This window comes from Pedobacter gandavensis (genome assembly GCF_032678465.1).
Classification (GTDB): Bacteria; Bacteroidota; Bacteroidia; order Sphingobacteriales; family Sphingobacteriaceae; genus Pedobacter; species Pedobacter gandavensis_B.
Window position 1 is genome coordinate 17,201 of record NZ_JAVTSK010000007.1, and the last position, 15,522, is coordinate 32,722.

The following is a 15,522-nucleotide window of genomic DNA, read 5'->3' on the forward strand; positions in this document are numbered from 1 at the left end:
TTATAATTTAATCTCTTCGTCTTTAGACGAGATAAAATGGAATTCAGTGAGGTTATAAGAAGGAACCGCTTTGATTTTGATTCTTTGTCCGAATTTAAAGAACCATTTCCATTGTAAAGATATGAACCCTTTTTTGATGTAAGCCTCAATATAAGGGTGTACACAAAGTGTAATATTTTTTTCGTTTTGCTCCTGCAAAATATAGGTCAGATTGTTCTCGATATCATCCATCAATACAATACTTGCCTTAATTTCACCCGTACCGTCACAGGTTGGGCATTTTTCACTGGTTACGATGTTCATCTCCGGTCTAACACGCTGACGTGTGATTTGAACAAGGCCAAACTTACTTGGAGGAAGAATGGTATGTTTCGCACGATCCAGGAGCATGAGTTCCTTTAGATAATCAAACAACATCTTACGGTTTGCGGGTTTGTGCATATCGATGAAATCGATCACTACAATACCACCCATGTCGCGTAAGCGCAATTGTCTCGCAATTTCTTTCGCCGCTTCTTTATTTACCTGAAGGGCATTTTCTTCCTGGTTTTCTTTGCTTGCTGTTCTGTTTCCGCTATTTACGTCAACTACATGCAATGCTTCGGTGTGTTCTACCACGAGGTATGCGCCACCGGCCAGGTTTACTGTTTTTCCGAAAGCATTTTTAATTTGCTTTTCAATACCAAAATGTTCAAATATTGGCTCTTTATGCTTGTAGATCTTAACGATCTTCTCCATCTCAGGAGAGATTTCATGTACATAAGAACGAATGTCTTCGAACAAATTACTATCGTTTACATAAACGTTAGTGAAGTCGGTACTTAAAATGTCACGGATGAGCGTGGAAGTACGGTCCATCTCTCCCCAAACACGCTTTGAAGGTTCTGCATCGGGCAACTTTTTAATGAAGTTTTCCCATTTAGTCACAGAGTCTAAAAGGTCTTTTTGAAGTTCGGCAACGCCTTTACCTTCAGAAACCGTTCTAATGATCACTCCAAAGTTTTTAGGCTTGATACTTTCGATAATCTTTTTTAGACGATTACGTTCGGTATTGCTTTTAATCTTTTTGGAAATTGAGATGACATTAGAGAAGGGAACCAGCACAATATAGCGTCCTGCTATAGATAAGTCTGAACTTAAACGTGGTCCCTTTGTTGAAATTGGTTCTTTGGCGATTTGAACTGGTAAAACAAGATTCTTGCTGACCACTTCAGATATCTTTCCAGCTTTGTTAATGTCTCCTTCTAGCTTGAAATTATCTAATAAAGTTCCGCTAACAGAGCCATTACGCTTGATTTTAGTAAGCTTAATTAAAGATTGTACTTGTGGACCAAGGTCGAAATAATGCAAAAATGCATCCTTTTCGTAACCCACATCAACGAACGCAGCATTCAGGCCCGGCATAATTTTTTTTATGCGGCCTAAATAAATATCGCCTACGGCGTAATTGTTATTGATGTGTTCCTTATGAAGTTCTACAAGCTGTTTGTCTTCAACTAAAGCTATGGTTACTCCCGAGGGAGATGAATCTATAATGAGTTCCTTTACCAAAAGCTACAGATTTTAAGGCTATTCGCCTTATTAACACATGGACAATAAAAAAATATTGCTACCAACAATTAAGGCTACGATCAAATCCTAGCCTTAGTTGTTGAGCAAAACATGAAGAAAAATTATTTTTTCTTATGTCTGTTTTTTCTTAAACGTTTTTTGCGTTTGTGGGTAGCCATTTTATGTCTCTTTCTTTTCTTACCGCTTGGCATAATCTTTGGGTTTTAAATATTTTCGTAAATCTGTTTATTATTTTTTATTCTTTAACGCATTCACTTTATCATCGATGAATTTCGACAATGTCGCGTTTGCAGCTAATTTTTTACTTTTTTCGTAAGCTTCAATAGCTTCCGGATTTTTTCCTAGGTTCTCATAAGCCGTTCCCAAATAGAAGTAAGCTTCTGGAGAAGGCTTCATGGCAATAATGTTCTGGAACCTGGTTATTGCTTTATCAAATTGTCCCGACTTCATGGCGAAAGTACCCAAGCTCATATTTGCTTTTAAGTTCTTCGGATCTTTCTTTACAACGTCCATTAACATTGCTATCCCTGCCATTGGAGCTCCCATTCCATTAACAATGGTAATTCCCAGGCCTGTTTTAGCATCATTACTGTTGGAGTCTATTTTCACTGCATTGGTATAAGCGAGATTCGCTTTTTGCAATAATGCAGGTAGTAATACACTGTCACGGGTGTTGTCAAAAGCCTTCATAAAAGTATCTCCGGCCGACAACCAATTGTTTAATGTGGGTTCTTTGCTGGCCACGATTTCCAAATATAAGGCACTTGGAACCGTTTGCTCTAAATCATCCCATTTCTTTGCCAACAATTTAGCCTCTGCAGCTTTTTTGTCTTCAGAAGCGCTGTTGTACGCATTTTCCAGGGAAGTAATCTCAGCAGCTAAACTCGCATTGATGGTGTTTTTAGCAACAGTTGAAATCTCTTTAATGTTGATTTCCGCTGCAGCTGGAGCTTGTGCATTCATCGGAGCACCGGTAGGATTGCTACTGGTTTCATCCTTTGGTTTTACCAAGCCTTTAATATCCCTTGTAAACAAAAAGGCTACAAGCAGTACTACTGCTCCTATCAATATGGCTTGTTTAGTTCGGATATTTTTTATCATAATGAATTAAGCTTCTACGCTAACTATTTTTGAATTATTTTTCACTTTATCAACAAATACTTTTGCTGGTTTAAAGCTTGGAACGAAGTGTTCCGGGATAATAATTGCAGTGTTTTTAGAAATATTTCTTGCGGTTTTTTGTGCACGTTTTTTAACAACAAAACTACCAAAACCTCTTACATATACATTCTCTCCACCAATCATGCTGTTTTTGATGACCTTGAAAAATGCCTCAACGGTTTCTTGTACATCTACCTTTTCAATTCCTGTTTTCGTTGATATTTCTGAAATAATATCTGCCTTAGTCATATTCTCTGTTATTAATTTATAGTGTGTTATATACTTTATAAGTGTTTTGGGGTTGCAAAAGTATTGCTTTTTAATGAGATAGGAAAATAAAAGTGGATTTATTTGCAGCCGATAGTATCACCGAATTGCAAGTTTTGGTAAAAATAAATAATTAGCGTGTATTTTTGTGGTTATGAGTTTTCAGAGAGAAATCGTTAAATGGTATTCCATCCATAAAAGGGAACTTCCCTGGAGAGAGACTACCGATGCTTATGTGATTTGGTTGTCTGAAATTATTTTGCAGCAAACCCGCGTGGAGCAAGGTTTGCCCTATTTTCAGCGGTTTTTACAAAACTACCCAACGGTCAATGATTTTGCCAATGCCACAGAAGATCAGGTGCTTAAGTTGTGGCAGGGATTGGGTTATTATTCCAGAGGCAGAAACATGTTGTTTACGGCCAGGCTGATTCAGGAAAATTACGCTGGTATTTTTCCAACTAAATATGAGCAGTTAATTCTCCTGAAGGGGATTGGGGAATACACTGCTGCAGCGATTTCTTCTTTTTCGGCGAACGAATCTAGAGCGGTAGTAGATGGGAATGTTTTCCGAGTATTGTCCCGGTATTTTGGATTGGAAACTGCTATTAATAGTACCGAAGGCAAAAAGGAATTCACTGCATTGGCCAATGCGCTGATTGAAGGACAAAACCCGGCTATCTATAACCAGGCAATTATGGAGTTTGGGGCGATGATGTGTAAGCCTAAATCTCCGGATTGCAGCGTTTGTCCGATTCAGTCGGGCTGCTATGCCAAGGCTAAAAACCGTGTTCATGTACTGCCATTAAAGTTAAAAAAACTTAAAAAGAGAACCCGCTATTTCAACTATTTTGTGTGCCAGGAAGGGGATAATTTACTGGTAAAAAAACGGACTGCCGGGGATGTATGGCAGGAATTGTATGATTTTCCCTTAATAGAAACGGAAAAAAATTACCTGGAAGATCAGGAGGGTTTTCTACTGGAATTAAAAAATAACTTCGGGATAGACTGTCTGATCAGTCCAATATCTGAGCAAAAGCATTTATTGACTCACCAAACTATATATGTTCAATTTTTTGGTTTAGACAATTATATCATTAACTTTAATAAGAATACAGAAATAAAATGGGTATCCCTGGCAGAATTTGAGGAGCTGCCTCAGCCTAAAGTAATTGCAAATTTTATGAATTCCAATTCAATTAAACAGTAAAAATAGATTCCATGTCAGGTATTAACAAAGTTATTTTAGTCGGACATTTAGGCAAAGATCCTGAAGTTCGACATTTAGAAGGCGGGGTAACTGTAGCTAGCTTTCCATTGGCAACATCAGAAACCTATAACAAAGATGGTAAGCGCGTTGAGCAAACGGAATGGCATAATATTGTTTTATGGAGAGGCTTGGCGGAAGTGGCCTCCAAATATTTGCAAAAGGGGAAATTAGTCTACATTGAAGGAAAGCTGCGCACACGCTCTTTTGAAGATCGGGAAAAGGTAAAAAAATATGTGACAGAAGTAGTGGCCGAGAACTTTACGATTTTGGGTAGGAAAAGTGATTTTGAGCCTACACCGGCTACAAATGAAAATACGACACCAAAGAGTGAGACGGAATACCTGGATCCTACTGAGGTATCGGGTGACCTTCCGTTCTAAACGTAGTGATTAAATCGTTAGGCCAAAACGAGGGTATTTGCCAAGTGTTGATATAATACACTGGTTACATCAGAAATCTGAACAATGCCCTCATGAAATATGTTTAAATTTTGAGTCCGGACAGTATAAAAAATGGCTGGAAGCTTTCCTGAAAATGGGAATGCCTTCCAGCCATTTGCTATTTAAATAGCTTATTTATTCAACAGTTACAGATTTTGCTAAATTTCTTGGCTGATCTACGTTACAACCTCGCATTAGTGCAATATGGTACGATAATAATTGCAATGGAATAGTGGCTAATAAAGGTAGGAATGCTTCACTGGAATCTGGAATTTCGATGCAGTAATCCGCCATTTTCCTTACTTCTGTATCACCTTCAGTAACAATTGCGAGTACAATACCTTTTCTCGCTTTTACTTCCTGAATGTTGCTGATTACTTTCTCATAAGAGGAGTTTTTAGTCGCAATCACTACAACCGGCATTTCTTCATCAATTAAGGCGATAGGGCCATGTTTCATCTCAGCTGCAGGATAACCTTCCGCATGGATATAAGAGATCTCCTTAAGCTTTAAAGCGCCCTCAAGAGCAACAGGGAATCCGCTACCTCTTCCAAGGAACAAACAATTTCTGGAATCCTTGAATTTCGCTGCAATTTCCTTGATCAGATCATTAGAAGCTAAAGCTTTTTGAATCTTATCAGGAATACAGTCTAATTCCGTTAATAATTCTACCAATTGAGAATGGGTAATGGTGCCTTTCTGTTGAGCCATATAGAAAGCCATCAGGGTAAGAACGGTTACCTGTGCAGTAAATGCTTTTGTAGAAGCCACACCTATTTCTGGTCCGGCATGCGTATACACTCCTGCATCTGTTAATCTTGGGATAGAAGAGCCTACTACGTTACAAACGCCGAAAATGGTGGCGCCCTTTTCTTTTGCCATTTCAATTGCGGCCATCGTATCAGCGGTTTCTCCAGATTGGGAAATGGCAATTACGATGTCTTTTTCGGTGATGATCGGGTTTCTATAGCGGAACTCGGAAGCGTATTCTACTTCAACAGGGATCCTTGCATACTCCTCAATCAGGTATTCTGCCACAAGGCCAGCATGCCATGAAGTACCACAGGCTACGATAATAATGCGGTCGATATTTTTTAGTTTATCGGCATATTCTTTAATACCACCTAACTGTACAATTCCTTCATTTGGATATATTCTACCTCGCATACAATCACGGATAGAGCGGGATTGTTCAAAGATTTCTTTGAGCATAAAGTGCTCATAGCCGCCTTTTTCCAACATTTCCAGCTTTAGTTCCAATGCCTGGATGTATGGCGTTTGGATCACATTATCCAATCGTTTGATCAACAACTCATCGCGTTTTACAAGCGCCACCTCATTGTCGTTCAGGTAGATTACATTTTTAGTATATTCAATAATTGGTGTTGCATCTGAGGCAATAAAATACTCGTCTTTACCTACACCAATTACCAGTGGACTACCTTTTCTGGCGGTGATCAATTGATCTGGCTGATCTTCGTCCATTAATACAATGGCATAAGCGCCAGTTACCTCATTTAATGCCAGTCTTACCGCCTCAAAAAGGTCCGTTTTTTCATTCTTATAGATTTCTTCAACCAGGTGTACCAATACCTCAGTATCAGTATCGCTTTTAAACTCATGTCCTCTGTGGATCAGCTCCTCTTTCAGGGTAGCATAGTTTTCTATGATTCCATTATGAATGATCGACAATTTTCCACTATTGGAAGTATGAGGATGAGAATTGCGGTCGGATGGCGCACCATGTGTTGCCCATCTGGTGTGTCCGATCCCGATGGTTCCTGAAAGCACTTTTCCTGCAGAAAAATTTTCGAGTTCCTTGACCTTTCCAGCTTTCTTATAAATATTTAATCCATTCTCGTTGATGAGTGCGATTCCCGCACTGTCATAACCCCGATATTCCAATCTTTTCAGTCCTTTAAGGACGATTGGCCAAGCTTCCCGATGACCAATGTAACCAACTATTCCACACATAGATAAAATGTTTTAAAAAAATAAATCCCCCGAAATTAATGAATCTCGGGGGATATGAATATGGTTGTTGTTAAATTATTTCACTTTGGTATAGAAGATATTAAGCTTCATTCGTTTCGTTCCTACTGGCGCATCTTTCAGAGGTGGGAGTAATATGGAACGTTCTGCTGTAGTTGCGAAAGGATTCAGGTTAAATTCGGTCAGGGGGGTTGGTGCGATGAAAGTACCATAATCCTGAATTTTTCCATTAACTAAGTCCTGTACATAGCCGGTAACACTAAAAATATAACGTCTGTTGACCGAATCAAAGTATCCTCCAAATAACTGAGTGGATGTGGTTGGTCTTGTGTCGCCACCTGGGTTGGATGATGATGCTGGATCATTATCTGGAAGGTTAACCGTAAAGCCAGCTGCATTTTTTCTATATAAAACCAGTCTTTGTGCTGGTTTAAAATAAGTATCATCTTCCGGAGCAAGATAGACGATCAATTCTGCTTTGTTGATGGAAACTTTAGAACCGCCAAGCAAAGTTTTGAATCCGCTAAAATCAAAAGAAATTTTATTTTTTAAGCCGCTTAGACCCTGTACATACGTATTCTCCGGGCTAGTAGGAGCATTGTCCAATTGTGTTTTAACCGGAGTGTTCGCATAATTATGTTTTACCTCTGCTACCACTGGGCTTGTTAAATTGTCTATCGGGAAAATAGCTGAAACGGTATCTTTTGTTCCAGCTGACAATCCATCTTTCCTGTAATAGATCTGTAATTTGGCGCCATTATTCACATCTGTGTTGGTTGCAAAATTAAAGAAGGCCATTGCTCCAGCTGCAGTTGGTGTTTTCTGGGTTACGCTGACATAAAGGCCATTAAATTTGTTGATAAATAAATCATTTCTGGCGTAAACATTGGTGTCCAGGTTTACAATTTTATTCAGGATCATTGTCGGGTCCAGATTAATTCTAATCTGAGGGGCTACTGTAACTGCTGTATCGGGTTTGCCGGTTACAATATTCATCACTTTAAACTTGGTGTTCGGGTATTGCGCTTTCTCTACGCGTTGTCCTAGAACTACAGAAGTTTTTGTACCCCATGGAATAGAGGTTAAAAAGCTCGTTTGTTCGGTTAAGTCTACGGCCAGTTGTTTTACCGTGAAAGTGTACTTTTGTGTAGAATCTCCGTAAAAACTATTGGCATATGGCATTACTAACACAGCCGAATCCACTACAACATTTTTACCAAATCGGTAAGCGACAGAGGGAATATTAACTGTCATTGCTGTTCCAGCCTCGGTATCTCCAAAAACAGAATCATGCATCACACCCAAAGGATATCTTACTAACGTACTTCCTGAGACCGCTTCATCTAATTGAGTACGGGAGCTGAGGATTGTATTATCGTATAAATCTCCGGAAATGGCATCACCATCTGGGGCCAGGCCAATCGTATTGGCATCCTTACACGAAGAAAAAAGAAAAAGACCTATCAACATGGTTAATAAGTCTTGTTTTGTAAATTTCATATTTAAATTAATAATACCTGAGTTTATGCTATAGAAACCAATTCTTCATCCGAAATTTCTTCATATAAAGCATAGAAGTTTTCGAAATCCTCGGTTAAATTAAAGGCTAAAGTTGGTTTATTAGAATCTTTAACAAATTTTAACACATTTGCATCAATCTTATCATGAGCTAATACTACTGCATCTGAGTAAGTAATGGCACCCATGTGTAAGGTATTACAATCTGCATTTTCAAACATTTTAGTGTCCTCAGAGGTCATGGCATTCATCACCGCTTTCTTATGAAGATCTGCATGCAGTTTTTCTGTGAAGCAGTTCTCATAGATTGAATACACTACTTTAGCATTTTTGAAAGTAGGATCATTCTTGTAAGAAGTTTTGATGTAAGCAGGAACCAAAGAGGTCATCCAGCCGTGGCAATGCACGATGTCTGGAGCCCAGCCCAGTTTCTTAACAGTTTCCAATGCGCCTTTGCAAAAGAAGATTGTTCTTTCATCATTATCCGCATAGAATTTTTCTTCTTTGTCTCTAAAAACGTATTTGCGTTGGAAATAATCTTCGTTATCCAGGAAGTATACCTGCATACGAGCAGCTGGAATAGAGGCAACTTTAATAATTAAAGGGTTGTCATTATCATCGATGATAATGTTCATTCCTGAAAGACGTATCACTTCGTGCAATCTGTTCCTTCTTTCATTAATATTCCCGAATCTAGGCATCAAAATACGGATTTCGAATCCTTTATCCTGCATCGCCTGTGGTAGTTGACGGGTTATTTCTGAAATTTTAGTGAGTTCAAGGAAAGGCGACATCTCGTGTGTAACAATCAGTAGCTTCGTTTTGGCCATCTCCATATTCTGTAAATAAATAATTATGTTAAAGAAAAGATTATCAAGGGGCAAAGGTAAGCAAAATAATAACATTTATCAATTATATAGGCAAGATGTTTTGTTTGGAATGGATTATTAACCAACTTTGCCCTTTGAAATTTTATAGGCTAGTTTGAAAGTTATAAACACCATCGCAGCGTTAAAGTCGTTGCTTGAACCAATAAAATTGGGTCAACAGAAAATTGCTTTAGTGCCTACAATGGGTGCTTTGCACAAGGGACATGTTTCCTTAATTAAGATTGCGCAGCAGCATGCTGATGTAGTGGTTTGCAGCATTTTTGTAAATCCAACGCAGTTTACAGATCCAAAAGATCTGGAGAAATATCCCCGCCCTTTAGAACACGATATGCAAATGCTTTTAGCGGCAGGATGTGATGTGGTATTTATGCCTTCAGTAAAGGAAATGTATCCTGAGCAAGAGGAATGGCACATTGACCTGGGGCCTGCAGAGTTTTTACTGGAAGGTGAATTCAGAAAAGGGCACTATCAGGGGGTAACCCAAATCGTAAATAAACTTTTTAATGCGGTAAATCCGGACATTGCTTTCTTCGGGCAAAAGGATTTTCAGCAAGTGCTGATGATTGAAAATATGGTGGCTTATTTTAAGATGCCTGTTCAGATTGTATCCTGTCCGATTATCAGAGAGGATGATGGTTTGGCGATGAGCTCGAGGAACATCCATTTGACAGCCGAGGATCGCCAGCATGCTTTAGTATTAAGCGCTACCCTGAATTATGTAAAAGATCATTTTAATGAATTGAGTATTCCAGTGTTGCTGGAAAATGCAAAAAGTATGATCAAAGCAATTCCCGGAGTGGAGCTGGATTATTTTACCATTGCAAATGGTAAAACCCTGCTTCCTGAAGCGGATAAAAATCAAGCCGATTTAGTGGCTTTAGTAGCCGCAAAGGTGGGTCAGACCCGACTGATTGATAATATGCTGCTCAATTGACAATCCATTATTACACCCTAACTACAAATTTTCGTAACTTTGAATTATGATTATCGAGATATTAAAATCGAAAATACACCGTGTTAAAGTAACACAGGCGGAATTGAACTATGTAGGCAGCATCACCATCGATCAGGATTTGATGGATGCCGCCCAGATCATTGCCAATGAAAAGGTGCAGATCGTAAACAACAATAACGGAGAACGTTTTGAAACTTATGTGATTAAGGGCGAGCGCGGCACAGGTATTGTTTGCTTAAATGGAGCTGTAGCCAGAAAAGTGCAGGTTGGCGATATTCTGATCATCATGTCTTTTGGCTCTCTGCCAATTGAAGAAGCAAAGAAATATCACCCTGTATTGGTCTTCCCTGACGATAACAATCGCCTTTTAAAATAGCATGAAGTTATATCGTGTAAAATAATACTATGCAGCCATAGTAATCTGATCTAGAAATACTAAATTTGGCAGTACGTATATTTTTATCTATATAATTATGCTATTTCAATTAAGTGAAGAACAATTGATGATTCAACAGGCTGCAAGGGATTTTGCAGAGACTGAACTTAAGCCTGGAGTTATCGAAAGAGATGAGCACCAGAAATTCCCTGCCGAGCAAGTTAAGAAGCTGGGCGAGTTGGGATTTCTTGGAATGATGGTTTCAGAGAAATATAGCGGCAGCGGTTTAGATGCGCTGTCTTATGTCCTGGTGATGGAAGAATTGTCGAAAGTAGACGCTTCTGCCTCCGTGGTTGTTTCCGTTAACAACTCCCTGGTTTGTTACGGACTGGAATCTTATGGTTCTGACTTTCAAAAAGAGAAATACCTCAAGCCATTGGCTGCCGGAGAAAAAATCGGAGCTTTCTGTTTATCAGAACCTGAAGCCGGATCGGATGCCACCTCACAGCAAACCACTGCTGTAGATATGGGTGATTATTACTTGTTAAACGGTACGAAAAACTGGATTACGAACGGGAATACCGCATCTACCTATCTGGTGATTGCGCAAACTGACCGCTCTTTGAAGCATAAAGGAATCAATGCCTTTATTGTGGAAAAGGGAATGGAAGGTTTTACTGTAGGTCCTAAAGAAAATAAAATGGGAATTCGTGGTTCTGATACCCATTCATTAATGTTTAATGATGTTAAGGTTCCTAAAGAAAACAGAATTGGTGAAGATGGATTTGGTTTCACTTTCGCGATGAAAACCCTGGAAGGTGGTCGTATTGGTATTGCTGCTCAGGCATTAGGCATTGCAGCAGGGGCTTACGAGCTGGCTTTGGCTTATTCAAAAGAACGTAAATCATTTGGTAAATCTATTTCTGAACACCAGGCGATCGCTTTTAAACTGGCGGATATGGCTACAAGTATTGAGGCTGCGCGTATGTTGGTGTATAAGGCAGCATGGCTGAAGGACCAGGGACAACCTTATACCCTGGCAGGTTCGATGGCAAAGTTATATGCTTCGAAAGTCGCGATGGATGTCACGGTTGAAGCTGTGCAGATTCATGGCGGTTACGGTTTTGTGAAGGAATACCACGTAGAGCGGATGATGAGGGATGCTAAAATCACTCAGATCTATGAAGGGACAACGGAAATTCAAAAAATGGTCATTTCCAGAGAAATTTTAAGGTAAAATATTTTATCAACCATAAAAAACTGAGTATTCCTTTAAATAGGATTATTCAGTTTTTTTTTTGCCTTAAACAAGCCTTTAACTGCAGCTGTTTTTTTGAGTGCTGTAGAAAATATGGGTTAAAAACTGCTGTTTCAATTGTGGTTTGATCGGTAGCTCACCTTAATTTTTGTATCCCGAACTTTAGGTCGTTATAATTTTATGAAAGTTTTTTATGGGAACAAGAGATGTTTTGTGTATTTTTCCACAAATAACGCTCCCAATCATGGAAAATATCAATTCTAATCGCTCAGAAAAGAACAGTATGAAAATCAGTCTTGCAGAGGCAAAGAAAAGAATCAGCAGGTGGTTGAAAGTGCTTTCCGGTATTCCAGAGTTTAAGGAAAAACCAAATGAGATTCCCAGAGCTTTATTTATTCCTTTATCGGATATTAAAGAGTTGCTCGCTGATTATGAAAAGGCAAAGTCAGCTAAAGAATTGGTTGGCATCAGGGTTTATTTCGGGTTGAAAGAATTGATGGGCGCCAAAGAAGAGCCTGTTGGATATGAATTAGATGGGATGCTGGTTCCGGTTCTTTACGAAAGTAAGGAGAAGCCACATGTAGATGGAATTTTTCAGAATAGAAATACTGCCGACCCAGAAAAAACCAATATTTATGACTTTACGGCACCTTGCCCAAGGTATTGTGATAAGGATAGTGAATTGTATCTACCTGTTGAGTAATCACAGAATCGGTAGATGAAACATATCTATGCAACGCTAATTGTTCCGCTGGCGATTCTTATTCCAATAGCGATCGGACTTTTTAAGGGTGTTTATAAGAACGCGCCTTTAAAAACGATATTTTTCTATTTAGTCTTTGCAACGGTAATTTATCTGCTTTCCAGGATTTTAGGCCTTCATGGGATCAATAATCTTCCTTTATTACATTTTTATACGATTGTGGAATACTTATTTATACTCTGGTATTTTCGCAGCTCATTAAACGAAGAAAAAGCATCAAGGGTTATAGGTTTACTGATGGTGGTATTCCCTGTACTCAGTATTCTGGACCTTCTGCTGATCCAGGATATCTTTCAGTTTAATTCCTATCCAAGGCCTGTTGCTGCATTAATCATCATTGGATTATGTATGTATTACTTCTTTAGGTATTCGGGAAATGAAAATAAAAAGTCATGGGCAACTATACCCTTTAACTGGATTAACACTGGCTTGTTGATTTATTTTTGCAGTGGACTGATCTATTTTGCTTTTTTAAGCATCATTACCAAATATGCAAGTGCCGCCACCTATTATTTATTTGGAACCATTCATGCTACCTTAGTCTTACTGATGTATTTGTTGTTTGCAATAGGGTTTTTAAAGGTTAAGGATGAGAGATAATATTTATGTACTGCTGCTGATCAGTATGGGCGGTGTGTTCCTACTGGTCATTTCCTTTATCATCATATTTGTGCGGCATCAAAAGCGTTTGAGGAAGCAACGCGAGGAGTTGCAGCGTTCAGAACTGATGCATCAACAGGAGTTGCTAAAAACTGTAATTGTATCACAGGAAGCGGAGCGCAAAAGAATTGGTCAGGATTTACATGATGATGTAGGGACGGCTTTATCTAATTTGCGCATCACCATCGAAATGTTTAAAGAAAGTGATATGGATCGCCATGCTTTTTCAGACACCTGTAAAAAACTAATCGATAGAGCGATACAGGATACACGTCACATCTCCCATAATTTATCGCCTTCGGGAATCTCACTATATGGATTTATGGGTGCATTGGAAGAGTTGACAGAATTTATTACTTCCAGCGGGAAATTACAAATCAACCTTCATGATGAGACGGGAGATCGGATAGATGAGCTTGGTCCTGATGCCTTAATTTCTTTATATCGTGTTTTGGAAGAGCTGCTCAATAATACTTTAAAGCATGCAAATGCCAGTACCGCTGATATAATCTTTACCTTAGCAGAGAGCTGGCTTCAGATCAATTACCATGATGACGGTTCTGGTATTCCGGCAACTGTGAAAATGGGGAAGGGAATTGGCCAACAAAATATAGAAAGTAGATTGAGCATTATTGGAGCGCTGTTTAGCCTTGAATCTTCTAGTCAAACAGGGTTTAATATGATGATTAAAGTAAAGTTGAGCTCCTAATGGAATACATCCGGATAGCTATAGTTGATGATCAGAACATTTTCAGACAAAGTCTGGCCTTACTCATCCACAGCGTACCAAATTTTAAACTCCTTGCCGATTCCGGCAATGCAAATGACTTTTTAGAAAGTCTAAAAACCTTAAGCTCCTTACCCCAGGTTCTGTTACTGGACATGAATATGCCAGGTATGAATGGGATCGAACTGAATGATATTCTTCGGGTTAATTATCCGGAAATAAAAGTAGTGATCCTTTCTGTTCACGCTCAGGAGCGCCTGATTGCGAAAATGGTTGCCGCTGGAGCTTCTGCATACCTGATTAAAAATTGTGATAAGGAGGAATTGATAGCGGCCATAAATACGGTGCATCATACCGGATTCTACATCAATAAGCAAACCCTTTTAGCCATACAGAGTGCAGAAAATCAGCGATATAAGTCTACTAAAAAACTGAGTAGCATGTCTGTTGACCTGACAGATCGGGAGCTGGAGATATTGTTGCTGATTTGCAAAGAATACAGCAGTACGGAGATTGCAGAAAAGTTGTTTTTAAGCGCCAGAACTGTAGAAGGTCATCGAAATAACCTCTTGTTAAAAACCCAATGCCGCAATACCGCAGGTCTGGTATTGTACGCCGTAAAGAACCAATTGGTAGAATTAATATAGCTTCCCGGAAAACCCAGAATGAGCAGGGGAAGTGTTCCGGAAGAGATGCGGGTTCAGTAGGGGTTCAGAAAGGGTTGCCGAAGAGTTCAGTAGGAGTTGATGTAGGGTTTATCCTTCTGAACTCCTGCTGAACTCCTATTCAACCCGTACTGAACCCGGGTCGGTTTTCGATCAGTTTGTTTGTTTTTTTCGCCTTAAAATGAAGGACAGATTAGTCTTTATCGGTTCCCAGTATGGAGCCAAGTAATCCCTTGATTACTGCTACTACGATAGCCAGTAATGTTGCTGCCCAAAAACCACTGGTATTAAAGGAGCTCATCATATTGTCTACCAATAAAATCATCAGGACGGTGATGATGAAGGAAACGAGTCCTAGGGTCAGGAAGTTAATTGGGAAAGTGAAAATCCTGAGTATTGTTCCAATGGTGGCATTGGCAAGCGAAATTAGTATGGCGGCAAGCACCGCTGTCCAGTAGCTTTCTACATGTACTCCGGGAATAATTTTTGCCCCTAAAAATACGGCAAGTCCTAATAATAAAATTTCTACAATAAGCTTCATAATGTTTAATTTAGTGTCATGTTTAAATATGTTTCCAGGCCAAGCCTGATCTGTGCTGCTGTTCTTTTCTTTGCCGGATGCTCCGAAGCAAATCATAAGCCACTTTCTATAGCTTTCTCTGCAGATAGCTCAAAGATTGTATTTACACACATTGATCCCAGGGGCCTGTTGGAACTACAAGGCCTCAAAAATAGAGATTCTGTTTTAGAAGACCTGGTCTCAGTTTTACAAACACCTACTGAAAAAGATTCAATGATACGGGAAGAACCTATCCCTGGAAAGATCATGGTAACGGACACTGGCCTTGTATACAGTCCTATAACTGCTTTTGTAAAGGGAAGGTCTTATTTAGTGATTACTCATTTGAATATCCAGTTCGCCAGGCCGGAGGAAATTATTAAGGGAAAATTAAGCTATACCATCAAGCCAGAACAAAAGGTGCTGAATCGGTAACAGGAGCTCAGCTGAGG

17 protein-coding genes are annotated in these 15,522 nt (G+C 39.2%); 10 read left to right on the forward strand and 7 right to left on the reverse strand.

The genetic code is table 11. The annotated features are described in order from the left end of the window. The 3 genes from R2Q94_RS13815 to R2Q94_RS13825 form a co-directional block, all read right to left on the reverse strand. Positions 1 to 1,551, reverse strand: a complete 1,551-nt coding sequence (locus tag R2Q94_RS13815; RefSeq protein ID WP_062550759.1) for a ribonuclease E/G — start codon at positions 1,549 to 1,551, stop codon at positions 1 to 3. A 249-nt stretch (positions 1,552 to 1,800) separates the two neighbouring features. Next, positions 1,801 to 2,673, reverse strand: a complete 873-nt coding sequence (locus R2Q94_RS13820) for a tetratricopeptide repeat protein (protein ID WP_316822057.1) — start codon at positions 2,671 to 2,673, stop codon at positions 1,801 to 1,803. Between the two features lie 6 nt (positions 2,674 to 2,679). Beyond that, positions 2,680 to 2,982 carry an HU family DNA-binding protein gene (locus tag R2Q94_RS13825; RefSeq protein ID WP_062550757.1) on the reverse strand — a complete coding sequence of 101 codons (303 nt, stop codon included), beginning with the start codon at positions 2,980 to 2,982 and terminating at the stop codon, positions 2,680 to 2,682. A gap of 172 nt (positions 2,983 to 3,154) precedes the next feature. Between R2Q94_RS13825 and mutY the strand changes: the two genes are divergently transcribed. Further along, positions 3,155 to 4,207 (forward strand): A/G-specific adenine glycosylase, encoded by a 1,053-nt coding sequence (gene mutY / locus R2Q94_RS13830; RefSeq protein WP_316822058.1) that lies wholly within the window; start codon positions 3,155 to 3,157, stop codon positions 4,205 to 4,207. An 11-nt stretch (positions 4,208 to 4,218) separates the two neighbouring features. Next, positions 4,219 to 4,647: a single-stranded DNA-binding protein gene (locus R2Q94_RS13835; protein ID WP_316822059.1), complete on the forward strand. Its 429-nt coding sequence runs from the start codon at positions 4,219 to 4,221 to the stop codon at positions 4,645 to 4,647. 195 nt (positions 4,648 to 4,842) lie between these two features. Here R2Q94_RS13835 and glmS read toward each other — a convergent pair whose 3' ends face one another. The 3 genes from glmS to R2Q94_RS13850 form a co-directional block, all read right to left on the reverse strand. After that, positions 4,843 to 6,681: a glutamine--fructose-6-phosphate transaminase (isomerizing) gene (glmS, locus tag R2Q94_RS13840; RefSeq protein WP_316822060.1), complete on the reverse strand. Its 1,839-nt coding sequence runs from the start codon at positions 6,679 to 6,681 to the stop codon at positions 4,843 to 4,845. Between the two features lie 75 nt (positions 6,682 to 6,756). After that, positions 6,757 to 8,199: a DUF4270 domain-containing protein gene (locus R2Q94_RS13845; protein WP_316822061.1), complete on the reverse strand. Its 1,443-nt coding sequence runs from the start codon at positions 8,197 to 8,199 to the stop codon at positions 6,757 to 6,759. 23 nt (positions 8,200 to 8,222) lie between these two features. Beyond that, entirely contained in the window at positions 8,223 to 9,047 is an 825-nt protein-coding gene (locus R2Q94_RS13850) for a glycogen/starch synthase (RefSeq protein WP_316822062.1), read from the reverse strand. A 154-nt stretch (positions 9,048 to 9,201) separates the two neighbouring features. On the opposite strand from R2Q94_RS13850, the gene panC reads away from it, so the two are divergent. The 7 genes from panC (at position 9,202) to R2Q94_RS13885 (ending at position 14,493) form a co-directional block, all read left to right on the forward strand. Further along, the gene (gene panC, locus R2Q94_RS13855) at positions 9,202 to 10,041 is read left to right on the forward strand and encodes a pantoate--beta-alanine ligase (RefSeq protein ID WP_316822063.1); all 840 of its coding nucleotides are present in this window, start codon (positions 9,202 to 9,204) and stop codon (positions 10,039 to 10,041) included. A 46-nt stretch (positions 10,042 to 10,087) separates the two neighbouring features. Beyond that, positions 10,088 to 10,438, forward strand: coding sequence for an aspartate 1-decarboxylase (gene panD, locus R2Q94_RS13860; protein ID WP_062550751.1), 351 nt, complete (start codon positions 10,088 to 10,090; stop codon positions 10,436 to 10,438). 97 nt (positions 10,439 to 10,535) lie between these two features. Beyond that, complete coding sequence (locus R2Q94_RS13865) at positions 10,536 to 11,675, forward strand: acyl-CoA dehydrogenase (protein ID WP_316822064.1); 1,140 nt, start codon at positions 10,536 to 10,538, stop codon at positions 11,673 to 11,675. A gap of 265 nt (positions 11,676 to 11,940) precedes the next feature. Next, positions 11,941 to 12,399 (forward strand): hypothetical protein, encoded by a 459-nt coding sequence (locus R2Q94_RS13870; RefSeq protein WP_316822065.1) that lies wholly within the window; start codon positions 11,941 to 11,943, stop codon positions 12,397 to 12,399. 15 nt (positions 12,400 to 12,414) lie between these two features. Next, complete coding sequence (locus R2Q94_RS13875; RefSeq protein WP_316822066.1) at positions 12,415 to 13,059, forward strand: hypothetical protein; 645 nt, start codon at positions 12,415 to 12,417, stop codon at positions 13,057 to 13,059. Beyond that, positions 13,049 to 13,828 (forward strand): sensor histidine kinase, encoded by a 780-nt coding sequence (locus tag R2Q94_RS13880; RefSeq protein WP_316822067.1) that lies wholly within the window; start codon positions 13,049 to 13,051, stop codon positions 13,826 to 13,828. The genes R2Q94_RS13875 and R2Q94_RS13880 overlap by 11 nt, the downstream gene beginning before the upstream one ends. Next, positions 13,828 to 14,493, forward strand: coding sequence for a response regulator transcription factor (locus R2Q94_RS13885; RefSeq protein ID WP_316822068.1), 666 nt, complete (start codon positions 13,828 to 13,830; stop codon positions 14,491 to 14,493). Before R2Q94_RS13880 ends, R2Q94_RS13885 begins: the two co-directional genes overlap by 1 nt. A gap of 211 nt (positions 14,494 to 14,704) precedes the next feature. On the opposite strand, the gene R2Q94_RS13890 is transcribed toward R2Q94_RS13885, so the two are convergent. Continuing rightward, positions 14,705 to 15,052, reverse strand: a complete 348-nt coding sequence (locus R2Q94_RS13890) for a phage holin family protein (protein ID WP_316822069.1) — start codon at positions 15,050 to 15,052, stop codon at positions 14,705 to 14,707. A gap of 18 nt (positions 15,053 to 15,070) precedes the next feature. On the opposite strand from R2Q94_RS13890, the gene R2Q94_RS13895 reads away from it, so the two are divergent. After that, positions 15,071 to 15,505, forward strand: coding sequence for a hypothetical protein (locus tag R2Q94_RS13895; RefSeq protein ID WP_316822070.1), 435 nt, complete (start codon positions 15,071 to 15,073; stop codon positions 15,503 to 15,505). The last annotated feature ends 17 nt before the right edge of the window (positions 15,506 to 15,522 follow it).